The organism is Bradyrhizobium sp. 215_C5_N1_1 (genome assembly GCF_052075935.1).
Lineage (GTDB): Bacteria > Pseudomonadota > Alphaproteobacteria > Rhizobiales > Xanthobacteraceae > Bradyrhizobium > Bradyrhizobium barranii.
This window is the reverse complement of the sequence record NZ_CP197228.1, coordinates 5,609,255-5,632,722: the sequence shown is the minus strand read 5'-3', so window position 1 is coordinate 5,632,722 and position 23,468 is coordinate 5,609,255. Positions and strand designations below refer to the sequence as shown.

Annotated in this window: 21 protein-coding genes and 1 pseudogene; 12 read left to right on the top strand and 10 right to left on the bottom strand. The window is 62.4% G+C overall.

Features of this window, described 5'->3' with window-relative positions; translation table 11 throughout:
* Positions 1 to 23: 23 nt before the first annotated feature.
* The 3 genes and pseudogenes from AB7G19_RS27365 to AB7G19_RS27355 form a co-directional block, all read left to right on the top strand.
* The gene (locus AB7G19_RS27365; protein ID WP_441268397.1) at positions 24 to 1,652 is read left to right on the top strand and encodes an FAD-dependent oxidoreductase; all 1,629 of its coding nucleotides are present in this window, start codon (positions 24 to 26) and stop codon (positions 1,650 to 1,652) included.
* Complete coding sequence (locus AB7G19_RS27360; RefSeq protein ID WP_439034518.1) at positions 1,649 to 1,969, top strand: 4Fe-4S binding protein; 321 nt, start codon at positions 1,649 to 1,651, stop codon at positions 1,967 to 1,969. The genes AB7G19_RS27365 and AB7G19_RS27360 overlap by 4 nt, the downstream gene beginning before the upstream one ends.
* A gap of 28 nt (positions 1,970 to 1,997) precedes the next feature.
* Positions 1,998 to 2,138: pseudogene (locus AB7G19_RS27355) on the top strand (DUF3088 family protein); the annotation flags it as partial.
* A gap of 261 nt (positions 2,139 to 2,399) precedes the next feature.
* Here AB7G19_RS27355 and AB7G19_RS27350 read toward each other — a convergent pair.
* The 8 genes from AB7G19_RS27350 to AB7G19_RS27315 form a co-directional block, all read right to left on the bottom strand.
* Positions 2,400 to 2,840: a hypothetical protein gene (locus tag AB7G19_RS27350; RefSeq protein WP_081369286.1), complete on the bottom strand. Its 441-nt coding sequence runs from the start codon at positions 2,838 to 2,840 to the stop codon at positions 2,400 to 2,402.
* A 155-nt stretch (positions 2,841 to 2,995) separates the two neighbouring features.
* On the bottom strand, positions 2,996 to 3,196 hold the full coding sequence (locus AB7G19_RS27345; protein ID WP_166352105.1) for a hypothetical protein: 201 nt from the start codon (positions 3,194 to 3,196) through the stop codon (positions 2,996 to 2,998).
* A 130-nt stretch (positions 3,197 to 3,326) separates the two neighbouring features.
* Positions 3,327 to 4,091, bottom strand: coding sequence for an outer membrane protein (locus tag AB7G19_RS27340; RefSeq protein ID WP_439034519.1), 765 nt, complete (start codon positions 4,089 to 4,091; stop codon positions 3,327 to 3,329).
* A gap of 292 nt (positions 4,092 to 4,383) precedes the next feature.
* A complete protein-coding gene (locus tag AB7G19_RS27335) occupies positions 4,384 to 4,506 on the bottom strand; it encodes a hypothetical protein (RefSeq protein WP_256376419.1) in 123 nt (40 codons plus the stop codon).
* A gap of 121 nt (positions 4,507 to 4,627) precedes the next feature.
* Complete coding sequence (locus AB7G19_RS27330; protein WP_166352109.1) at positions 4,628 to 4,855, bottom strand: hypothetical protein; 228 nt, start codon at positions 4,853 to 4,855, stop codon at positions 4,628 to 4,630.
* Entirely contained in the window at positions 4,855 to 5,580 is a 726-nt protein-coding gene (locus AB7G19_RS27325) for a response regulator (RefSeq protein WP_441268396.1), read from the bottom strand. Before AB7G19_RS27325 ends, AB7G19_RS27330 begins: the two co-directional genes overlap by 1 nt.
* A complete protein-coding gene (locus tag AB7G19_RS27320; RefSeq protein WP_441268395.1) occupies positions 5,573 to 7,183 on the bottom strand; it encodes a sensor histidine kinase in 1,611 nt (536 codons plus the stop codon). The genes AB7G19_RS27325 and AB7G19_RS27320 overlap by 8 nt, the downstream gene beginning before the upstream one ends.
* Before the next feature lie 428 nt (positions 7,184 to 7,611).
* A complete protein-coding gene (locus AB7G19_RS27315; protein WP_439034522.1) occupies positions 7,612 to 8,187 on the bottom strand; it encodes a hypothetical protein in 576 nt (191 codons plus the stop codon).
* Between the two features lie 442 nt (positions 8,188 to 8,629).
* On the opposite strand from AB7G19_RS27315, the gene AB7G19_RS27310 reads away from it, so the two are divergent.
* From AB7G19_RS27310 to dusA, 9 genes are all read left to right on the top strand, one after another.
* Entirely contained in the window at positions 8,630 to 10,252 is a 1,623-nt protein-coding gene (locus tag AB7G19_RS27310) for an outer membrane beta-barrel protein (protein ID WP_441268394.1), read from the top strand.
* Between the two features lie 65 nt (positions 10,253 to 10,317).
* Positions 10,318 to 11,043, top strand: coding sequence for an outer membrane protein (locus tag AB7G19_RS27305; RefSeq protein ID WP_441268393.1), 726 nt, complete (start codon positions 10,318 to 10,320; stop codon positions 11,041 to 11,043).
* 518 nt (positions 11,044 to 11,561) lie between these two features.
* Positions 11,562 to 12,791: an efflux RND transporter periplasmic adaptor subunit gene (locus tag AB7G19_RS27300; RefSeq protein WP_441268392.1), complete on the top strand. Its 1,230-nt coding sequence runs from the start codon at positions 11,562 to 11,564 to the stop codon at positions 12,789 to 12,791.
* 20 nt (positions 12,792 to 12,811) lie between these two features.
* A complete protein-coding gene (locus AB7G19_RS27295; RefSeq protein ID WP_441268391.1) occupies positions 12,812 to 15,970 on the top strand; it encodes an efflux RND transporter permease subunit in 3,159 nt (1,052 codons plus the stop codon).
* A gap of 83 nt (positions 15,971 to 16,053) precedes the next feature.
* On the top strand, positions 16,054 to 17,388 hold the full coding sequence (locus AB7G19_RS27290; RefSeq protein ID WP_441268849.1) for a TolC family outer membrane protein: 1,335 nt from the start codon (positions 16,054 to 16,056) through the stop codon (positions 17,386 to 17,388).
* Between the two features lie 26 nt (positions 17,389 to 17,414).
* The gene (locus AB7G19_RS27285; RefSeq protein ID WP_441268390.1) at positions 17,415 to 17,669 is read left to right on the top strand and encodes a hypothetical protein; all 255 of its coding nucleotides are present in this window, start codon (positions 17,415 to 17,417) and stop codon (positions 17,667 to 17,669) included.
* An 812-nt stretch (positions 17,670 to 18,481) separates the two neighbouring features.
* Entirely contained in the window at positions 18,482 to 19,342 is an 861-nt protein-coding gene (locus AB7G19_RS27280; RefSeq protein ID WP_247315075.1) for a DUF4118 domain-containing protein, read from the top strand.
* A 102-nt stretch (positions 19,343 to 19,444) separates the two neighbouring features.
* On the top strand, positions 19,445 to 20,410 hold the full coding sequence (gene corA, locus AB7G19_RS27275; protein ID WP_247315078.1) for a magnesium/cobalt transporter CorA: 966 nt from the start codon (positions 19,445 to 19,447) through the stop codon (positions 20,408 to 20,410).
* Between the two features lie 422 nt (positions 20,411 to 20,832).
* Complete coding sequence (dusA, locus tag AB7G19_RS27270) at positions 20,833 to 21,828, top strand: tRNA dihydrouridine(20/20a) synthase DusA (RefSeq protein WP_441268389.1); 996 nt, start codon at positions 20,833 to 20,835, stop codon at positions 21,826 to 21,828.
* Between the two features lie 52 nt (positions 21,829 to 21,880).
* On the opposite strand, the gene AB7G19_RS27265 is transcribed toward dusA, so the two are convergent.
* Together AB7G19_RS27265 and AB7G19_RS27260 are read right to left on the bottom strand one after the other, a co-directional pair.
* Complete coding sequence (locus AB7G19_RS27265; protein ID WP_208086087.1) at positions 21,881 to 22,549, bottom strand: outer membrane protein; 669 nt, start codon at positions 22,547 to 22,549, stop codon at positions 21,881 to 21,883.
* 366 nt (positions 22,550 to 22,915) lie between these two features.
* On the bottom strand, positions 22,916 to 23,455 hold the full coding sequence (locus tag AB7G19_RS27260; RefSeq protein ID WP_063984038.1) for a TIGR02281 family clan AA aspartic protease: 540 nt from the start codon (positions 23,453 to 23,455) through the stop codon (positions 22,916 to 22,918).
* Positions 23,456 to 23,468 lie beyond the last annotated feature (13 nt).

Below are 23,468 nucleotides of genomic sequence, written 5' to 3'. Positions count from 1 at the left end.
CAGGTTCAATCCGGAGACGAGCGATGACAAACCCACCTGGCCGTGCCGAGAAGCTATCGAGTTCGGCAGGATCCGTCGTGTTCGATGCCGATGTGGTGGTGCTCGGTGGCGGTCCCGCGGGCACATGGGCGGCGATCAGCGCCGCCGGCCACGGCGCGCGCGTCGTGCTAGCGGACAAGGGGTTTTGCGGCACCTCAGGCGCGACCGCGGCGGCCGGCACCGGTGTCTGGTACGTCGACCCCGCTCCGGAACGCCGTGAGGCCGCGATGGCCAGCCGTGAGAAACTCGGTGGCCACCTCCAGGACCGTCGCTGGATGGCGCGCGTGCTGGACCGGACCTACGCCCAGAGCAACCAGCTCGCCGACTGGGGCTATCCTTATCCTTCGGACGACGACGGCAAGCCGCAGCGGAATTCGCTCCAGGGTCCGGAATACATGCGGCTGATGCGCAAGCGAACGAAGCAAGCCGGCGTCACCATTCTGGATCACTCGCCAGCGCTCGAGCTTTTGGTGGACGAGAACGGCGTGGTGGCCGGCGCCGCAGGCCTGCGACGGCAGAAAGGCGACCGTTGGGTGGTCAATGCGAAGGCCGTGGTGATCGCCACCGGCGGATGCGCGTTCCTTAGCAAGACGTTGGGCTCGAACGTTCTGACTGGCGATGGCTATCTCCTGGCGGCCGAGGCCGGCGCGGAATTCACCAGCATGGAGTTCTCCAACGCCTATGCTATCTCGCCGGCATTCGGCTCCGTGACCAAGACCCTGTTCTACAGCTGGTCGAGCTTCACCGACGAGGAAGGCAGTGTGATCCCAGGGGCGTCATCCAAGGGCGGCCGGTCGATTATTGCTCGGGCGTTGCGCAAGGGCCCGGTGTACGCCCGGCTCGACGAGGCCGACGCCGAGACCCAGCGGCATATGAGGGTATCTCAGCCGAACTTCTTCCTGCCGTTCGACCGGACCGGCCTCGATCCGTTCACGCAGCGTTTTCCGATCACGCTTCGCCTCGAGGGGACCGTCCGCGGCACGGGTGGCCTGCGGATCGTTGACGACAGCTGCGCGACTACCGTTCCCGGTCTCTACGCTGCGGGCGACGCGGCAACCCGCGAGCTGATCTGCGGTGGTTTCACCGGGGGCGGTAGCCACAATGCGGCCTGGGCAATGTCGTCGGGGTATTGGGCCGGTCAGGGCGCCGCCGAATTCGCGCATCAACTGGGCACCACAAGCGGGCGTCAGGCATTTCGGCGCGGCAGCGTTGCGCTGCGCTCCGGCAGTGGGCGACCGCTTCAGGCTGACAAGCTCGCCCGGAACGTTCAGAACGAGGTGTTTCCGTACGAGCTGAACTATTTCCGCGAAGCCGGGCGGCTCAGCGAGGCGTTATGGCGTCTGGACAGCTTCTGGTCTGAGGCATCGAATGCCGACGCGTCAGACGAGCAGGATCTGCTTCGCGCACGTGAGGCCACGGCCATGCTCGCAACGGCGCGCTGGATGTATCGGAGCGCGCTGGCGCGTCAGGAGAGCCGGGGTATGCATCGCCGCGACGACTATCCCCAGCAGGACGACCGCTATCGCCACTACGTGACGACCGGAGGGCTCGACGACGTCTGGACCTCGGCGCGCCCGCTGCGTTCCTCTCAGTACGCGGAGGCCGCGGAATGATCGAGGTCATCGATGTCGAGCGCTGCACGGCGTGCGACATCTGCGTCAACGTGTGCCCCACCAATGTCTTCGACAAGACCGACGACATTCCAAGGATCGCGCGCCAGAGCGATTGCCAAACCTGCTTCCTGTGCGAGCTCTACTGCCCCGAGGACGCGCTGTTCGTCTCGCCATTCGCCGACGCGCCGCAACAGGTCGACGTCGCCGCGTTGAAGGAAGCCGCAGTGCTCGGCAGCTATCGGCGTGCAGTCGGCTGGACCGATGAGAGCCGGCACTTGCGCGATGCGGATCGGAGCTACCGGCTGTTCGGCCATTGAAGTTTCCATCGACTTCGGGAGAACGGACATGACTGGAGATCGCCTGTTCCTGTTGAAGCCCGGATTTGAGGATCCCGAGCGGCCGGGCCGCTTCTTCGTCTGCTCGCACTGCAATGCGATTGAGGGGTTGCTGGCGTCGTTTCTAGGGCTGGCAACACAGATTGAGGTGCTGTGCCTGGGGACACTTTGAAAAGGGAGCGTGAAGTCCGATCGCGGCGCCGATCAGGGAGGAGGACGTTGTCACCAGGCCCAACAAGGCGGCCATGGCGAGGTAGTAGGGCGACGTCATGAGGCTCCCAATACATCGCGATCGTTCGCCGCAACGTGCCTGCTGCAGCATGATGACGTGCGGGATGTAGGAAAGCGAGAGCGCCTGCGGCGTCGCCGCATAGGAAACTCATATGGACGCACTCAGCCGCAGCTCCGCGTTTCAGGCCGCCCGTTTCATCTGGGCAGAATCCTGCCGGTAGGCGGACATCACGAAGCCCTGACGGCATCTGACCCCGGCCTCGATTCGGAAGCCGAGCTGTTCGAGCTTCTTGCGGACCTTGAGCGCGAAGCCCGCCTCGTTCGACTTGATCAGCACCGCGATTGCAGCGGTCGTGCCGAGAGATGGTGCGATCTGGGACAGCGCCATCTCGAACTCACTGAACATGTCTTGCACGGTGATGAGGCCGACGGAAAAGGCCGGCTTACGCAAGAAGATGGAGGGCAGTCCAATTCGGGTGAAGCCGCGCTGGCGCAGCGCCTGATAGAGTTCGGCGCTTCCACGGCCCGCGACGATCGCGCGATTGAGATTCGACAGATGGGTGAGCGAGATCATGGTCTCGACCACCTGGTCGCGATCGGTGAAGGGAGCGGGGTGGAGCACGAAGATACTCCTTACAGTAGGTGCGCGGGCGCACTGGAACGAGAATTTGCCTTGAATGGCGCGACCAATATCGTTCGCGGCCAGTATGATTTCGAGGGGACAGGCAAGCTTATCTCATAGGAACGGCATAGGATCGGGACGAGGTTGAGGTGCGTTCAACGTTCGTTGCGCATGTAGGCGCTTCGTGCCGTCACCGATCTCAGGTCGGGCTCCGCACTGCTGCCTGCACCAGGATGGTTGATCGTTGCCTCCGACAGGCGATGGATGCCGGCGTCAATCTGGCGATCCAAGGCATGAAGAATGACGTGCGCGACGGCGGCCGTCACCAGGATGAGAAGCCAAGAGCGCAAACCCATGAGACTTCCCCATCCCTGGTGGCGTTGCACAGATCGGACAATTGGAGGGCTGGCCTGAACCGGAGCCTCGCTCAAAAAAGGAGCCCCGGACGTGCCGGGGCTCGAGTGGTTGGAGGTTTGCCGAGAGACTTCAGTATTTGGCGACGACAGGGGCATCCCAATGGAATTTGTAGTTGACGCCGACCAGCGCGGTCGAGGCACGCTGCTGGACGTTGATGACTTCACCCGCGCCGCCGCCAGCCAGTGTGAACGCCCGCGCGCTGTCGTCGAGGAACCACATGTAGTTATACTCGGCGAAGACCGACCAGTTCGGCGCGAACATCCATTCGGCGCCGATGCCGATGGTCATGCCGGGCTGCATGAAGCTTGCGGACTCGATCAGCGCGCCACCGGGCGCAAAGACCTGGTTGCGTTCCCGAATGAAGGCCGCACCGCCCTTGAGATAGCCGAGGAATTGCGGCGTCCAGAGATAGCCGATGCGGCCGGTCGCGGTGTAGATCTCTTTCAGGTTGTTCGCTTCGGAGAAGGCGGGGAAGTCGGTCAAGGCGTGGCTGCCCTTGATATTGCCGAAATCGAAGCTGCCGCCGACGCCGAACACCAGATTGCCGGTCTGGAAATCGCAACCGACCTGGCCGCCGCCGATCACGCCGCTGTCCTTCTCGCGGCCGTACTCGTTCGGTGCAGCCACGCCGCCGACGTCGAGGGCGCGGGCCGTATTCAGCCGTGTCCAGCCGCCACCGACATTGGCGCCGAGGTAGCAGCCGGTCCAGTTGTAGTGCGGAGCGGCAGCCATTGGCCGCGCCTTCAACGGCAGATCGGCAGCGACTGCGGCGCTCGCCGCGCCGAGCCCGATCAGCACACTTGCGACAACAAGAGATTTCAATCGTCCGTACATTCGAGCCCCCTGCATGGCCATGAGGCCAATTCTTCTTCGGAGATGATGTTAGGGACAGCGCACGGATTCCGCGATGCCGAAAGGGCTGCTTGAGCGCGCAGAGGTCGCTTTTTGCGCGCGCGTTGTACGCTCGCGACATCGCAAAATGCCGAAAAGAATTAAGGAAAAATAGCTTCCGGACTCGCGGAGTGGTTTCGGTAAATTGAGACGCCGGACATGGCCGCGCGATACGTCGAAGGTCGCCTGAGATTGTATCACTGTGTTTGTGCCGATGGTCCGGTGCGCAATCCCGTCAATCCCTGTCGCGCGTTCGCCAGGCGAAGATGATGAAGATTGCGACAACGGCCGCGCCCGCAAGCATCCAGTACTGGGCGTCGATGCCAAAAACGCTAAATGTTTGAATGAGGAAGTCCACGGCACTCGCCCTTTTGTTGGGCAAGCTACGCGGTTCGGGAATGGAAATATATTATTTTTATACGATGGGTGTTCTGCGCGTCGTGCGCAGGCGGGCGGCGCAAGATGTGGGTCCGCCCTGGTCAGAGCGCCGATCGCGAGGCGCGCTCGATGACCAGTCCGTTGAGGAAATCTTCGAGCGCGATGCGTCCGGCCTCGTGTGCAGCCCGGTGCGAGCGAAACCCGGCTTCACGAAGCCTGATGCCCATCGGCCTGCGCTTGCGCCGGATCTCCCAGGACCAATCCTGACCTGCATCGCCGGACCAGGACACGACGACGTAAAAGGACCGTCTTGGCGAAGGGCGCAGCATCAGGTTACGCGAGCCATGGCCGGTTGCGCATCCAGCCGATTCTGAAGGCGATAGCCGACACCCGACTCGGTCACCAGGAGACGTGGCTGGTTGGGGTCGGCCTCGATCTTCTGGCGAAGCTTGCGCACGAGGATCCGAAGGTACTGGATGTTGTCGCGCTGATTGCCGTTCCAGATATCCTTCAGGAGCTGATCGTGGGTGACGACGAGGCCGACATGCATGGCGAGAACGTGAAGCAGCCGATATTCCTTGCGGGTCAGGCGGACCAGATTGTTGTTCAGCGAGACCGTGCGGGTCACGAGATCGACCGATAGCGGGCCTGCGACCACGACCGGATTTTCCGTCGCCGACTTGAAGTACCGCCGCAGGGCGGCCTCGCTTCGCGCCAGCAGTTCGGCCATGCCGAACGGCTTGACGACGTAATCGTCGGCGCCGGCCTGGAGCAGACGTACCTTCTCGTCCTCGCCGGCAGCGACGGAAAGGATGATGATCGGCACGTTGGACCACGCACGGATCCGCTCCAGCACCTCCGCGCCGTGAAGATCGGGTAGCGCCAGATCGAGAACGATGAGGTCAGGTGAACTGAAGGTCGCGAGCTTCAACGCCTCGGTGGCGTTTTCGGCCTCGAGCACGGCGAAGCTGTTGAGCTCGAAGCCGGCGCGGAGGAAGCGCCTGATCTTCGGTTCGTCGTCGATCAGGAGAACGACGTTTGCGGGCTTACTCATCTGTCAGCGCGAGCGGTTCGGAGGTGGATGGCTCGAGCGCGGGCAGGGAGATCGATACCGTTGTTCCCTGTCCTTGGCCGCGGCTATGAACCGTGATCGCGCCCTCATTGGCCTGGATGAAGGTCGAGGCGATCCAGAAACCGAGGCCCGACCCCGGCACCGACGCCTGATGTCGCGCGCTTCGAAAGGATCGCTGGCCAAGCTTTTGCTGTTCATCGGCGGTGATGCCGACGCCCTGATCGGACACGACGACGTGCACGCGACGGGGCTCGCAACGCACGTCCACGGTGATCGTCGAACCGGACGGCGAATATTTTGCGGCGTTTTCCAGGATCTGCCCGCAAGCCTCCTCCACCAGGCCCGAGTCGACGTGGAGCAGCGGAAGATCATCTGCGAAATTCGCCTCTATCCGATGCGCCGAAAGCCGTCGCGCCCGGCGCGTGGTGGCGCCGTTGACGATATCCCTGGGGTCCGCCCATTCGCGGCGCGGACTCAGTCCGCCGGCGGTGACGCGAGTCGCGCTGAGCAGGTTGCTGATATAGCCGTCGAGATGGCTCGCCTCGTCAGAGATCGCCTCGACCAGCGTTCTTATGCGCGCGTCCCCACGTATGGCCGGAATGGTCTCCAGCACGCTCGCCGAACCCTGGATCGCCGCGAGCGGCGTGCAAAGCTCGTGCGACAGTGTTCCATGGAAGGCGTCGCGCAACATTTGCGCTTGCAGGCGCAATCGCGCGCTCTCCATCACCTTGCCGATGTCGAGGCGCTGCAGCGTCAGCGCGGTCTCGTCGAGGATTGATTGGATCCGTCGAGTCCGCCGTTCAATCGCTGGCTGGGAACCCAGACCGATATTGACCGCGATCACGCCGTGAATAGCGGAATCTGACGAGATCGCCCTGAGCAGCCAGATCTCGGCGCGCTGCTCGTCGACGATGGTCTGCAACCCTGGACCCGCTCCGGAATTCATCGCTGCCGCAGTTGCCTGCACTGAAAGTGGCGCGAAGCGGGACTCAGGCGGTTCGAAATGCCCGTCCGCGGTCGTCACGAACAAAGTTGCCGCGTGGCCGAAGGCGCCCTCGAAATGTTGGCGGATGGCGGAAATCAAGTCCGCGACCGTAAAACAGGACGCGAGGCGACGCGAGAAGTCATAGAGCGCATGCATCTCCTTCTCGCGCTGTCGCAACGTGTCCGTTTCCTTGCGCAGCCGCGAGGCCAGATTGCTGCTCACCAGCGCAACGATCAGGAACAGCAGGAGATCGACCGCCTCCTGCGGGTTGTCGACGCGAAAGCTGTAAAGAGGTTCGAAGAAGAAGAAATCCGCGGCTGCCGTGCCCGTGATCGATGCCGTCATTGCCGGCCAGACGCCCCATCGAGTCGCAGCATACATGACTGGAACGAGGTAGGCGATCGGGACCAGGCTTGACGCCAAGGTCGTGCTGAGTGCGAACAGCGCGGTGGTGACCAGTCCGATGCTCAGAACCGACAGCAACACCGGGATCACGTTGCGCCACACGACGACACGCAGCGACGCGACCTCATCCAGGGCCGGTATCCCCGAGGAAGGCAATTTGGAACCGGTCTGCCGCCCGCTCGTCATCGAAAACATGCGGCCCAGAGGTGGATGAAGAATCAAAGTACGTACATGCCCTTGCCGACGGCGACATCGAAAGATCCGGCGTCGGCCGCGTCGGCCGCAACGGATCAATGGTCAAACAAGACCCGATCGGACAATGTTCGGAAATTCGATAGTTATCGGCATGCGTCGACCAACGGCGCGCACCAGAACCCGTTCAATGTCGTGATGCAGACTCTTCGATGTCGTCAACTACCCGGCGAAGGAACGATGTTCCAGATCGACGTAGAAAATCTATGATGTTGGGAGTGGTTCAACATAAAAAAGAAATAGCCACAGCCTCCGTAGTTCTACGGAAAAGGTTCGCTCCGGACTCCGCGTCAGGCGAAGTCGGGTTCTGATTCCCTCAACGATCGTACCGGGCCTCAGGGCAACGCCACGATTCGTGGCGGTGAGGCGTCTTATGCCTGCCGGACCAAGCTCGCATATTGCAGGGCGCGCTTCTCGCCGAGAAGCTCCGGCCTAGATGCCCGGTAAAGGCCGGCTTCGTCGGCCGAGCGGGTCTGAGGCAGCGCAAGGGCCGCGACCGCCGCGGCGCTGATCTGCTTGGGCGGATAGAGATAGAAGTCCATCAGCGGCATATGCGGCCCGTGCGCACTCTGTTTCAGGACGTCACGCGCGGTCTCGCCGGCGACCGGATAGATCGCGGTCCATCCGGCGAAGCTGCTCGCCAGAATCTCCAGGGAGAGAATTGTGGTCGCGATCTGCACGAAGCCGTCATTGGCCTTCTTCGAGCTGCGGGTCGTCGAGGCGCGGCGCAGGATTCGGCGAAGCTCAGTGTGCCGTTCGATCAGCGGGCCCAAGCGAAAGTGCCAAAGCATATTGGGCAACGAGGCGAAGCCGTGAACCTCGTGATACGATTCGATCAAGCTGCAACATTGCCGCGTCAGGTCCTTCGGCAGGAAGCCGAGGTCGAACGCGACACTGTCCGCTGTTGTGTTGTCGCTGGCGCGCGCTGCACAAGTCACGGCTTCCATGATCAAACCTCGCGAAGCAAATTTGCCTACGTGGCGAGCTTAGCGAGTCCAGGCATATATCTTCGATCGACAATCTGGCGCACATACGTAGCAAAATAATAGCTGTGGCAAGCAAACGGCGCTTGGTTGCGAGTAAGTCGAGCACAGCGCGTCGCGCACTATGACGAAAATGACACAGCGCGAAGTGAACGTTTGCGCTGCATCATCGTTCTAACGGCAAAAGACCACTTTTTCGCTGACGATTTGAGCAAACGCGGTGAGCATCTGATGCTTACGAATGCAAATGATGCCCGCGAGGCGTCTCGCGCTATTTTATTTTAACGAACGCGCGCCGGAAACCGCATCGCTTTTTTTTGCCTGCCTCACGAAAGATTGCACCTGAAGCTTAACCAAACCGAAAGAGCGCCTGGAAGGCGTCGGTCCAACAGCTTGGGGCAATATGATGAGAAACTATCTTTTGGCGGGCGTATCGCTGGTCGCGATGGGGATTGGTGGCGCTGCCAATGCCGCGGACACGCTTCCGCCTGTGGGGAAGACGTTCTGCGATCCCTACAAGAACTATGCGTGCATGGATTCCTATCTGGGGCAGGACTTCATGACCCGCTTCATCAACTACTATCGGCTCGAATGGGGCCATGAGGCCGCGCCGTCCGATCCGAAGGCGGCGGCGTCGCGCCGCGACGGATGGCCTGCGACACCGCAGAGCATTCCGCCGATGCCGTTCACCGAATGGCCCTATGGCGGTGCGACCGCAATCGGCGTCACGCGTCCGAACTCGGTCGACAGCCCACTGATGAACGCGATGAGCAACACGGCCGTCGGGCAGTGGATGAACGATGCGCACATTCAGGTCTATGGCTGGGTCAACGCCGGCGGCAACCTCAGCAACAACACCGTCCGCGGCGGCAATTCGCCGGCGGCATACGACTACAATCCGAACACGGTTCAGCTCGATCAGGCCGTGGTCTATATCGAGCGACTGCCCGACACAGTCCAGAAGGACCACATCGACTGGGGCTTCCGCATCGCGCCGATCTATGGCGAGAACTATCGCTACACCACGGCTTACGGCTTGTGGAGCAATCAGCTCCTCCAGCAGAACAGGAACTACGGCTATGACATGCCGATGGCCTATGGCGAGGTCTTCATTCCCTATCTGGCCGACGGCCTTCTGCTGAGGTTCGGCCGCTACATCTCGATCCCGGACATCGAGGCGCAGCTCGCGCCGAACAACTACATGTATACGCATTCGATGACGTATACGTTCGACAACTATACGAACACCGGCATCAATGCCTCGCTCGCGCTGAACAAGAACTGGATGATCCAGGGAGGCTTCTCGGTCGGCACCGAAGCGATGCCCTGGCATGTCGGCGCCAAGATCGCCAATGCGAATCCAAATCCGCTGTTCCCGGACAGCACCATGCTGAAAGATCCCGGCGCGCAGCCGACCTTCAGTGCGGCCGTTCGTTATGTGACCGACAGCGGCAATGACGGCGTCTACGTGATCGCCAACGGCATCAACAACGGCACCTGGGGCTATAACAATCTCCAGTGGTACGGGCTGACTTACTACCACAAGTTCAACGATCAGTGGCACATCTCGTTCGAGACCTATAACGAGCACCAGAACAACGTGCTCAACCTCGACAATCCGGCCTCGGTCGCGCTCGTGGCCAGCGGTACACCGTTCTCGCTCGACGTCATGCCCTGGAACGCACCGTTCGGCGCGCATTGCGGCAACGCAACTCAATTGTCGTGCACGGCGTCGGTCCAGACCTTCCTGACCTACGTGAACTACAGCCCGACGAAGATGGACAACATCTCCTATCGTCTCGAGTGGTTCGACGACAAGCAGGGACAGCGTACCGGCGTGAAGACGCGCTACGTCGAGACCGGGATCGGCTGGCAGCACTGGTTCTCGCCGCAGATCGAGATCCGGCCCGAAGTGTCGGTGTATCACGCGCTGGACGCGCTGGCGTTCAACGGTAACGCCAACTTCGGCATTCCCCCGAACAAGAAGACGGCCGTCATCGGCTCGGCGGACATCATCATCCACTTCTGATTCTGCGGACGGGTGGCGCCGCGAGCGCCACCCGCTTCGGAAGAGACATTCGACAGGGGCTAACAATGAAAAAGATTCTTCTCACAACGGTTGCATTGGGCGCATTGACAGCGATGTCGCCGGCGTTTGGCGCCGATCTGCCGATCTACGGCAAGGCTCCGCCAGTCGCCGCGCCGGCCTATGACTGGTCCGGCTTCTACGTCGGCGTCTTCGGCGGCTGGGGGCTCGGCAATCACAACGTGAACAACGCCACCGGACCGGTGGGCTTCGCCAACTTCACGACGAACTACGAATCGACGGGCGGCTTCGGCGGCGGCGAGATCGGCGCCAACTGGCAGAGCGGCAACATCGTCGTCGGTATCGAAGCAGACGGCTTCGGCGCCGACATCAAGGGCAACGACAATTTCGCACTCGGCTGGAACGACGCGACAAAGCTGGGCTGGGGTGCCACGCTGCGGGGGCGCGGCGGCATCGCGGTCGACCGCTTGTTGCTGTTCTTCACGGGCGGTTGGGCTTATGGCGAGCTGACGCACACCAACACCAATCCCGGCGTCGGCGTGGACACGTTCAAGGCCACACGGAGCGGCCTGACCGCCGGCGGTGGCATCGCCTATGCGTTCACCAACAACCTGATCGGAAAGTTCGAGTATCGCTATTTCGACTACGGCACGTTCCATCGCGATGCGCCGACCAACGGTGTGCTGCCGTACACGGTGGCGAACACCTATTCGACCGTGATGGTTGGGCTCGACTTCAAGTTCGGCGGCAACGCGGTGGTCGCGAAGTATTGACGCCGGGAGGCAGGGGGACTGCATGATCGCCTCGAGACGAAGACTGAAAGTTGCGGCGATGATCGCTCTCGTTGGGCTTGGCGCTTGCCTTGCCGGATGCGTGAGCGATCTCGGCGCCACTGCAACAGATGGGCCGGGTACTCACCAGATGCGCTACTACGGCGGGCCCAAAGATCCGATGTGGCCGAGCCAATGAGATCGATCGGCACGGCGTGCCCTGTGAGCGGACGCGCCGTGCGGATCGTGATCTCCGTTGCCGCGAGCGTGATGTTGACGGGGCGTGCTGTCAGTTCTGTGCAAGCGAACCATGCTACGCGCTGCCGACGCCATGACAGCCTGGGAGCATCACGGCGGATCGCTGACGGCATGTCCGGCAATCACGGTCCGATGCGGTACGACCGCGGGTCGAGATCGCCGATGTGGCGCGGCCGCGTTCAGAATTGAGCCCCGTTTGGGCGAGTAAGCCAAGGCCTCGCAGGAGGCACGGGAGTGCATGAGTCAATGCGCACGTTTGCATCATGAACGCCGGTTCGAGCCTTAGCCGGAAAAGAATCGTTACGCTTGCGGCTGCGGCGATCGCGCTTGCCATTGCGGCCGTCGGCGCGACGCGGTTGCTCGCGTCACATGGAAAATCCACGGAGATGTCGAGCCAGGCCAAGGTAAAGCCACCGCGCTACGTTCCGACCGCATCTGAGCTGGCAACGCTCTCGATTGCGCCGGTGACGGAGCGGGTGTTTCGTGCGGAGCACGTCACGGAGGGCAAGATCGCCGTCAACGAAGACAGCTCCACGCCGATTTTCTCGCCCTATGCGGGCCGTGTCGTGAAACTTCTGGTGAAGCCCAGCGATGTCGTCGAACGCGGGCAGCCGCTGTTCGTGGTCGAAGCCACCGACACCGTGCAGGGCCTGAACGATTTCGTGACGGCGCTCGGCAGCCTCAATACCGCGCGCTCCAAGCTCAACCTCGCGCAAATCGTCGAGAAGCGCGCCAACGACCTCTATGCCGGCAAAGCGGTGCCTCTCAAGGACTGGCAGCAGGCGCAGGCCGATCTCATCACAGCGCAGAATGACATGCGCTCGGCGGAGACCGCGCTCGAGGCGGCGCATAATCGGCTGCGCATCCTGGGGCGGTCCGAGGATCAGATCACCAAATTCCAGGAGACGCGCCAGATCAGCGCCGAGACGCCGATCACTTCGCCAATCGGCGGCACGGTCGTGCAGCGCAAGATCGGTCCCGGCCAGTTCATCAGCAGCAGCGCCAGCGATCCGGTGTTCGTGATCGGTGACCTCTCGACGGTCTGGCTCACGGCCTTCGTGCGCGAGAGCGAGGCTGCGGACATCGCCATCGGACAGGATATCGCCTTTACGGTGCTGGCGCTTCCCGGTCGCGAGTTCAAGGCGCGTGTGGATTACGTCGCCGCCGCGATCGATCCGTCGACGCGGCGTCTCATGGTCCGCGCCACCATCGACAACAGGGACGGATCGCTCAAGCCGGAAATGTTCGCCAACGTTACCGTCTATGCCGGCGAAATCCGTCCCTCGGTCGGCGTGCCGAAGCAGGCTCTAATCTTCGAGGGCGATCGTGTCCGGGTCTGGGTTTCGCGCGACGACGGTTCCGTCGAGCTGCGCGAAATCCAGATCGGGTTGACCAATGGCGACCTCGTTGAGGCGCGCGGCAACCTGAAGGCCGGTGAAAAGATCGTCACACGCGGAAGCCTGTTCATCGACCGTGCCGCTTCCGGCAGCTAACGTAAGGCAAGCCGGTTCACATGGAACGTCTCGTCGCCTTCGCAGTCAGTCGCCGCTTCCTCATGGTCGGCCTGTTCGCCGCCATGCTGGTCGGCGGCCTGATCGCGTTTCAGCAGCTCAACATCGAAGCGTATCCCGATCCGACGCCGCCGATGGTCGACATCGTGACGCAAAGTCCGGGGCTGTCGGCCGAGGAGATCGAGCGCTACATCACGATCCCGCTGGAGACTCAGGTCGCCGGCATCAAGAACATGAAGGTGATCCGGACAATCTCGTTGTACGGCTTGTCCGACGTCAAGCTGCAGTTCTCCTTCGACTACACCTACGAGCAGGCCCTCCAGCAGGTTCTGAACCGCCTCTCGCAATTGCCGCCGTTGCCGAACAATGCGCAGCCGCAGATCTCGCCGCTGAGCCCGATCGGCGAGATTTACCGCTACCGGCTGGTGGGGCCGCCCAACTACTCCGTGCTCGATCTGAAGACATTGCAGGATTGGGTCCTGCAACGGCGCTTCCGCACCGTCCCGGGCGTGATCGATGTAACTGGCTGGGGTGGCAAGACCAAAACCTACGAGGTTGAGGCTGATTTCAACAAGCTCGTGGCGAACGGCTTGACGCTCCCGCAACTTCAACAGGCCATCAACAACGCCAACGTCAACGTTGGCGGCAACACCGTCAATATCGGCCCGCAATCCGCCGTCGTTCGCGGCGTCGGCCTGATCCGTTCGATCCACGCGCTCGAAAATACGATGGTGGCGTCCAATGGCGGCACGCCGGTGCTGGTCCGCGACGTCGCAACCGTCACCGTCGGCGAGCAACCGCGGCTCGGCATCGCCGGCCAGGATCAGGACGACGACATCGTTCAGGGCATCGTCCTGATGCGCCGCGGAGAGCAGAGCTCGCCGACCATTTCGCGCGTCGAAGAGCTCGTCGCCAGCATCAACAATTCGTCGATCCTGCCCCCTGGCGTGCGCATCGAGCGCATCTATGACCGCAAAGACCTGATCCAGACCACGACCCACACCGTGCTGGAGAACATGGTGGTCGGAATCGGCCTGATCGTGCTGTTGCAGTGGATCTTCCTCGGGGACCTGCGCAGTGCGATGATCGTCGGCGCAACGATTCCGTTTGCATTGTTTTTCGCGGTCACCATTCTCGTGCTGCGAGGCGAATCCGCCAATCTGCTATCGGTCGGGGCGATCGATTTCGGGCTGATCGTGGATGCGACCGTGATCATGGTGGAGGCGATCTTCCGGCGCCTGTCGCATACCGAGCGGCTGACGCCGGGCGAGCGGGCGACGATCTCGTCGCGCACTGTCATGGACATGAAGCATCATGCCATCCTGACGGCTGGCTCCGACGTGTCGCGCTCGATCTTCTTTGCCGCAGCCATCATCATCGCGGCCTTTCTGCCGCTGTTCACCTTGAGCGGCGTCGAAGGCAATATTTTTGGTCCGATGGCACGGACCTATGCTTATGCCCTTGCAGGCGGCCTGCTTGCGACCTTCACGGTTACGCCGGCGCTGAGCGCCATCATCCTGCCGGCCCATGTCGAGGAGACCGAGACGTTTCTGATGCGCTGGGTGCATCGGCTCTATATGCCTGTGCTCGCGCGATCTCTCGCGCATCGCCGCGTCGTGCTGGCGGGCGGCGCCGTCCTGGTCTTGATCACGATCGTCGCCGTGCGATTGCTCGGGCTCGAGTTTCTGCCCAAGCTGGAGGAGGGCAATCTCTGGATCCGCGCAACCTTGCCGCCGACCATCTCGCTCCAGGAGGGTAACTCCTATGTCAACCAGATGCGCAAGGTGATCGCTGCCCGGCCAGAGGTCGAGTCGGTGGTATCGCAACATGGCCGGCCAGACGACGGTACCGACGCCGCCGGCTTCTTCAATGCGGAATTCTTTGCGCCGCTCAAGCCCGCTAAGGAATGGCCTGAGGGTGAGGACAAGGACGCGCTGACCGCCATGCTGCTGGGGCAGCTTCAGGAAAAGTTTCCGGGCGTCGAGTTCAACTTCTCGCAATATCTCCAGGACAACGTCTCGGAGGCCGTGTCGGGCGTGAAGGGCGAAAACTCGATCAAGCTGTATGGCAGTGACCTCCAGGCGTTGACGGACACCGCAAACAAGATCAAGGCGCAGCTCGCCACCGTTCAGGGGATCACCGACCTTGCGGTCTTCACCTCGCTCGGCCAACCGACCATCCAGATCGATGTCGACCGTGCCCGCGCCGCGCGGTACGGGCTGTCGCCGGGCGATATCAATGCGACGATCAAGACCGCGATCGGTGGCGACAGCGCCGGGGACCTCTACGAGCCGGGCTCCGACCGGCATTTCCCGATCATCGTCCGCCTTGCGCCACAGTTCCGAAAGAGCGCCGAGGCAATCCAGAATTTGCGAATTGGGGCGCAGGGGCCGAACGGCGTCACGCAGGTGCCGCTGAGCGAAGTCGCGACAGTCAAGGTCCTTTCCGGCGCCGCCTATATTTATCGCGAGCAGCAGGAACGTTATCTGCCGATCAAGTTCTCGGTGCGCGAGCGCGATCTCGGCAGCGCCATCCAGGAGGCGCAGGAGAAGGTTGCGGCCAATGTGCAATTGCCGGCGGGCTCGCATCTCGAATGGGTAGGCGAATTCGGCAATCTACAGGATGCGATCCGGCGGCTGTCGATCGTGGTGCCGATCAGCCTCGCGCTGATCGCCATGCTGATCTGGTTCAATTTCGGCTCGATCATCGACACCGTCCTGACCATGAGTGTGATCCCGATGGCCGTGCTCGGCGGCATCCTGGGCCTGCTCGTGACCGGCATTCCCTTCAGCGTCTCGGCGGCAATCGGCTTCATCGCACTGTTCGGCATCTCGGTGATGGACGGAATCATCATTCTGTCCCAGTACAACGCGCTGATCGACGAGGGTATGGAACGCGGTGCCGCCATCCTGCGCACCGGCGAGCTTCAGCTTCGTCCGGTGCTGATGACCTGCGTGGTCGCGGGCATTGGGCTCTTGCCCGCGGCGCTCTCCAGCGGCATCGGCTCGCAGGTGCAGAAGCCGCTTGCGGTCGTGGTCGTCGCCGGAATGATGCTGGCGCCGATCGTCATTCTGGTCACGCTGCCAGCGCTGATCTCGTTGTTCTCGCGGCGGACCCGGCCGGGCCTGGCGGCGCAGCCTCAGTTGGCGCCGGCAGAATGAGGTGGGGCGTGCGTAAGAAGATCGTCAGGGGGGCTGCGCGAGCGTCCGACTGGACACTGGTACTTTTCCTTGCCGGGGCGGCGATGATGGTTTGCGGGCCATCGCGCGCGGAAACGCTGTCCGAGGCGTTGGTCCGGGCCTATCAGTCGAGCCCGCAGCTCAACGCCGATCGTGCCCGGCAGCGCGGCACGGACGAGAACGTGCCGCAGGCGCTCGCCGGCTACCGGCCGCAGGTGGTCGCGAGCCTGAGCGCGGGTTTGCAGGCGGTCAGGAATACGCTGCCCGACAATACGATCCAGGGCGCGACACTGCGTCCGTGGACGATTGGCGTGACTGTCAGCCAGGTTCTGTTCAACGGCTTCAAGACCGCCAACAGCGTGCGCGTCGCCGAGTATCAGGTTCTGTCGGGGCGCGAGGCGCTGCGCAACACCGGGCAAGGCGTGCTGCTCGATGCCGTCACGGCCTATATGAACGTATTGGCCAATCAGGCGCTGGTCGAGGCGCAGCGCACCAACGTCGCCGTGCTGCGCGAGATCCAGGCGACGACGAAGAAGCGCCTCGATGCGGGTGATGTGACGCCGACCGATACGGCCCAGGCCGAGGCGCGCCTCAGTCGGGGCCTTGCCGATCTCAACGCCGCTGAGGTGACGCTTGCCATCAGCAAGGCGACCTACGTCCAGGTGATCGGCGGGCCGCACGGTCAGTTGACGCCGGCCACGCCAGTCAATCGGTTATCGCCGGTGACGATGCCGGGATCGATCGAGACCGCCAATCACGAGCATCCGGCGGTGCTCGGTGCGGGATACGATGTGGATGTCGCGCAGACCACGATCAAGGTCGCAGAAGGCAGTCTGCTCCCGACGGTTGCCGTACAGGCGAACGCCAGCCGCTCCAAGGATTCGGATTCGACGCTGAGCACGTTTGCGACCAATCAGGCCTCGATCCTCGGCCAGATCAACGTGCCGATCTATGACGGCGGCACCGCGGCCTCGCAGACGCGCCAGGCCAAGGAACTCGCCTCGCAAAGCCGTCTGGTGCTTGAGCAGGTCAGGAACCAGTCGCGGACGGCCGTTGTCGGCGCGTGGGTGTCCAATGAGGGCACCAAGGTCGCACTGACAGCGGCCGAGTCGGAGGCGAAGGCGGCAGACGTCGCATTGCAGGGCGTACGCCGCGAGGCCGCCGGTGGACAGCGCACCACGATCGACGTGCTCAACGCCCAGCAGGACCTCACCGCGGCCCGTTCGCGTCAGATCCAGGCGCAGCGCGACCGGGTGATCGCTTCCTACACGCTGCTCAGCGCCGTCGGCCGGCTGGATGTCCGCACACTCAATCTCGATACGCCGGATTATCTGCCGGAGGCCCACTATCACCAGGTGCGCGACGCTTGGCACGGCGTCCGCACACCATCCGGACAATAGGCGTTCGTGCCGCAGGAGGAATGAGCATGATCGGCGGAAGGCGCGCACTCCCGGTTCTCGTTGTTGCCGTCGCGGCCGTGTTGGCCTCCACTTTCATGGCCAGCGCACAGGGTTTTGGCCGAGGCCGCGGCAACTCAGGTCCGCCTGTCGAAAGCCGGCCAAAGGTCGACGAGAAGGCTTACAAGGCCGCGCTGGACAGGATTCCGGTCCCTGACGAGAAGTACGATCCCTGGGGTGGCGCCCGCGCCACGGATACAAAGGCGTCCAAGAAGAAGAACTAGCGCACCGCCGGCCGACGACCGTTCGCCAGCATTGCGACGACCGTCATGGCCGCCAAATGTCTGCCGTTGCTCGCGACGGCGACTGATGAACTTCGGTTCTCGGGCAGTCGTGCCCACTATGCGGCGCCTATATGAGCGGACGCCGGGCTATCTCGATTTCCTATCCGATCACCCACATCATGAGTCCATGCGATATCCGTTCGTGGAGGCCAGGGTGCCTAGGCGGCGATCACATCGCAGCCGGTTTGCCCTCGAGGATCGAACCAATTCATTCCGGATTGACCGCGATCTCACTCCCAAGAGTGCGAACCAAGAGTGCGAACGCGGGTATCGGCGGCGTCTCGCTTCGGGGGCAATATGGCAAGGGAATCGTTCGCTAGGCTGATGCTCCTCACTTATCGCGCCCTTGAGGTGCTGATGACGTTTCTGTTTCCGGCCTGGTACGGACCGTCCGCCAGATACCGGCCGGAAAATCATTACATGCGCGGCCCAGGGCCGAAATGGCGTGCGAAATATCTGGCCGAGTCTGTCTCTCCCCCCACGCGGTCGATCACCGCTTCGCGTCCTCGACAGGAATGATCGCGCGCTCATGGCTGACCCGCGGCGCCGCCTCAGCCAGCCGCCGATCGGAAAATCAAATACCTGACAGTCTGGGCGGCGGCGCGCTTCGCGCGACGTTGAATTTGCCTTTGATGCGGCTCACATGTGGATGGAGTTGTTGTATGCTCGGTTAGCTATCAGCGCCGCAAGCGCACGCTGATGGGCTTGCTTTTCGGCCGACGTGTGTCGCCTGCCAGGCGGGAGTTCAAGTGGTGACGGATGTTGAATCGAAGCTGCCGCAGGACATCGCGCCGGCGCCTGATGCCGAGCCCCTTCTGGGTCCGGTAGCATCGGAACTGGCGCGCTACCTTGTTTCGATCGCCATGACCGCCGCCGCAACGGTCATCGCTGTCGGTATTGACAGCAGCGTCACTATCCCCAACCTGTCGCTTATCTTCGTACTTCCAGTGATCATCGCAGGTGTGAGTCTCGGCCTCGGTCCGTCACTCTGTTCGGCGATATCAGGTGCTCTGGCATTCAATTTCTTCCTGACCGAGCCACGCTACTCATTAGCGGTCGATGACCCCGCGAACATCTGGGCGATTGGGCTGCTGTTCGTGGTCGGGGTCATCGTGAGTGCAGTTGCCTTCACCTCCCGGCAGAGGGCGACCGAAGCGAAGCTGTCGAGAAGGCGCGCGACCTTGCTGCAAGGCTATTGCCGTGATGTCGTCGCGGCCGACAATACGAAGACGATCTTCTCGGTTACGTCCCGGGCACTGGCAACGCTCTTCCAGGTTCCCGTCATCGTGATGCTCGTTAGGGAGGGCAGGGTGGTTTCCCTCGAGCAAGTCGGAGACGTGGAGCCGCAGGAGGCCGAGTTGGAGGCGGCACGATCGTCCCTGGCGACTGGAACTGTCATACGCAGTGGCATCTACCCCAATCTGGCCTCCCGCTTTGATTTCTGGCCCGTGGAGACGGACGAAGGCCGGAATGCCGTGGTTGGAATCGCATTCGACCCTGATGAACGCCCTTCGTCACCGGATGCGCAGATCGACGTCGTCGTGCGCATCTTAGCCTTGGTGCTTGACCGTCAACATGCGCGGGTCAAACGCGATGCCCGAGCGTCAGATTGAATCCGAACCATCCCGCGCTCCAAGCCTGCAACAAAATGAAGGCGGGCGATTTAAGGTGACGGGGTGGTGCACACCGCTCGACAGGTTTGGAGGAAGCTCGTTGTGAGCGTCGTAGCAGCCCATTTGTATCGTCATGGCAAGAAGGCAAAAGCCGTCTCATTGGACGAGCCTATCGATTGCAAGGGCAAATCCGAATTTGTCTGGATCGGATTGTTCGAGCCCCCAGAGCTGGAGCTTGAACAACTCGAGAAGAACTACGGACTTCATCCTCTCGCGATCGAGGATGCCCTCAAAGCGAACCAATTGCCGAAGGTCGACGTTTATGGCGACCAGCTGTTCGTGATGACGCGCACCGCCCATCTCGAGCACGACCGCATCGCCTATGGTGAAACCGCAATTTTCGTCGGGAAGAATTTCATCATCACGGTTCGGCATGGCTCGGCGCGCGCGCATAGCAATCTCCGCGCCCAGCTCGAAGCAGCCCCCAGCCTGCTGGGCTATGGCCCCGACTACGTTCTCCATGCCATCCTCGACTTTATCGTCGACGGCTATCTTCCGGTGGTCGAGACGATCGAGGAACGCGTTCTCACCATGGAGCAAAGCGCGCTCGACAGCTTTCTTAGCCGCGCGGACGTCAAGCGGCTCTTCGGGCTTCGCCAAGAACTGATCCGCTTCCAGCGAATTATCGGCCCGATGACGGAGGTCTGTGGCCGGCTCGTGCACCTCGAGACGCCGTGTCTTGACGCCAACGCTCGTCCTTATTTCCAGGACGTCCTGGACCATGTGCGGCGCGTCGAAGCGATGGTGAACTCCCTGCGAGACGTTCTGACTTCGGTTTTCGAGGTGAGCAATCTGTTGGAGCAGCAGCGTCAGGGCGTGATCACGCGGCAGTTGGCCGCCTGGGCCGCCATACTGGCCGTACCCACCGCGATCGCCGGAATTTACGGCATGAACTTTGAAAACATGCCCGAGCTGAAGACGCAATACGGCTACTTTGTCGTCGTTGGCATCATCGTCGTATTGTGCGGTGTGCTTTACCTGCGTTTCAAGCGCGCTCGATGGCTCTGAAGCTAGTGGCTCGTCGCATTTGCCGAGTTGGGCCATTTCATAGATCGCACCGCGGCAGAGCTCAGTTGTGGAAATTCGGAGAGCTCGGGACTCGTAGACATCTGCCACCAACACAAGATCGCCGTGAGTGCTGCGTACCACCTCTTCCCACTTGTGATCTCCCGCAAAACGTGCCGGCCAAATGTCGACCCGGTTTGCGCGAATTCGCTTTCAATGTGACCCGCGCAAAGGGCGAGCGCTGCGCGAGTGACGTGTACATGGGGTTTTCGTGTGCGTGGTGAGAATCCGAAGGCCAGATTTTCGCTTCCAATTCGGACATAGATGAGCCTAGAAGGAGCAATCTGCGAAAGCCGCGTCGTGCCAAATTTCTCAGTCGATCCAGTCACATGCGGGGTCGATCCTAGATAAAATAGTTCAATAAAATGAATGACTTGCGTTGGAAATTTTCTACGGCTCCCATGATGGATTGGACCGATCGGCATTGCCGGGTGTTCCATCGCCATCTGACGCGGCGGGCGCTGCTCTATACGGAGATGCTGACGACCGGCGCCATCATTCATGGCGACCGGGAGCGGCTGCTCGGGTTCGACGCGGTCGAGCATCCGGTGGCGCTTCAGCTTGGCGGGTCGGATCCGCGCGAGCTCGCACAGGCCGCGCGGATCGGCGAAGAGTTCGGCTATGACGAGATCAACCTCAATGTCGGCTGCCCGTCGGATCGTGTGAAGGATGGCCGCTTTGGAGCCTGCCTCATGGCGGAGCCGGAGCTTGTGGCGCGATGTGTCGACGCGATGAAGGGCGCGGTTTCCATTCCCGTCACCGTCAAATGCCGCATCGGCATCGACGATCAGGATCCGGAGGTCGCGCTCGATACGCTTGCGCGTGGAGTGGTCGCCTCAGGCTGCGATGCGCTGATCGTGCATGCCCGCAAGGCCTGGCTCAACGGTCTGTCGCCGAAGGAGAACCGCGACATCCCGCCGCTCGACTATGACCGCGTCTATCGCCTCAAGCGCGCGATGCCTGATGTGCCCATCATCATCAACGGCGGCATCCCCGGTATCGACGAGGCGAAAGCGCATCTCGAGCACGTCGACGGCGTGATGCTCGGCCGCGCCGCCTATCAGGAGCCATGGCGGCTGCTCTCCGTCGATCAAGACATCTTCGGCGAAGCGGCGCCGCATGCGACGATGCAGGACGCGCTCGAAGCGATGATGCCCTATATCGAGCAGCAGCTTGCGCGGGGCACGCGGCTGCATGCGATCACGCGGCATTTCGTCGGGGCGTTCCACGCCGTGCCCGGCGCGCGCGCCTTCCGCCGCCATCTTGCCGAGCAGGGGGTGAAGCCGGGCGCCGGTGTGGACGTGCTGCGCGATGCGATCGCACGTGTCGGTGCGCGCGCTCCGGCGGAGGCCGCGGCCTAGCCCAAACGGGTGAAGAGCCGGATCGCAAAATCCGGCTCCTCGTCGATCCGTCTCAGCGGAGCAGATCGAAATGATAGTTCACGCCGACGCGGAAGGTGTGGAATTTCGCGGCGTTCCAGTCCGGCAGATCGTCGTGCTTGAACTCGGTGTAGAGATATTCGGCCTTGGCCGACCATTTCGGCAGGAACGCCCATTCGACGCCGCCGCCCGCGGTCCAGCCCATCTTCATCTTGTTGATCGGCCCGTCCTTCAACTCGCCGGTGGCAAGACCCGCGGTCCCGAAGAACAGCAGCCGTGAATCCATCGTCGCGATGCCGGCGCGGGCGCGGCCGGTCATGTACCAGGGGATGCTCACCGCGGCGCTGTTGAGCGCGTCGTGGTTCTTGATGTCGCCGCCCTCGAAGTCATTCTCGATGCCGACCACGAACATCGGCGAGAGCTGGTAGTTGTAGCCAATCTGCATGCCGCCGACGGCGCCCTTGACCTTGCCGCCGCTGATGCCGACGAGATTATTGAACGCGTCGTCGCCGCTCTCTGCGTAGCCGGCGTTGAAGCCCGCATAGAGACCCGTCCACGAGTACACCGGCTGCGGCGCAGTGTAGGCCGAGGAGGGCGCGGCGTAGCGCGGCGACAAGTCGGCAGCGCAGGCGTTGCTCGCGGCGAACACCGCGGCAAAGGGCAGGGCGCGCATCGTGCGGCGTAAGGCGGCTCTGGCAGTCATGACTCTCAATCTCCCACTTGGCCGCACCTCACGGAGCAGCCTTGTCCAACCCCGATCCGGGAATGGGACCGTTATAAACCGACTAGGCGGTTTGTAAATGGAGGAAATGCCACATCGATGGATTGTTCGCGGGGGCTCGGGTTAGGCGGTTGGCTGGCAGCCGCGCCGATGTTGCGCAGCGCGCTGGCGCAAAGGTGGCCTCGCGGACTGGATCAAGCGGGGCTGCCTGGATGGAGCGGCTCCGTCAGTTTGACTGGCGCCAGAGCGGCCAAGGGCGATCTGACAAGCGCCGATCGCGTTGTGCGGCTCAGGCAGTCCCGACTGATTGGGCCTTGATCGTGCGCATGAGGCGCGCAGCGAAGCGAATTATCGGAGCGCGCGGCGATCGGGCAATTCCGGGTAGCCGGTGAGCATCAGCTTGTCGGCGCGCACACCCCAGCTCTCCAGGCGGTCGAGGAAGCTCATGCCAAGCAGATTGGTCTTCATCTGCCCGCGCGGCACGACGAGGGCCGGCACCGACTTTTCGACGAGGTGGCCGACGGAGAGACGGTCGAGCGTAAGGCGGGCTGCCTTGGTGTGGCCACCCGCGGTTTCGAGATCGACGTCGTATTCGAGCATCTCGAGCGGCAGTCCGATCGCTTTCGCGGTTTCCCAGGTCAGCACCACCGAGGTCGCACCGGTATCGATCACCATCGGAGCGGCGACGCCGTTGATCTTCGCGCGCAGCGCGAATTCGCCACCCTGGCCGCGCTGGATCTGCACGGCCGGGGCCGGGGAGGCGATCTGCGCGCGAAACATGTGCGAGACCTTGTTGCTCGCGCGCGCGATCCGGTCGGGATCGCCATAGGCGACAACGGCACCGGCCGTGCCGGCGAGCATGACGAGAACGAGCAGGAAGCGGATCATTGCGCGCCTCCGA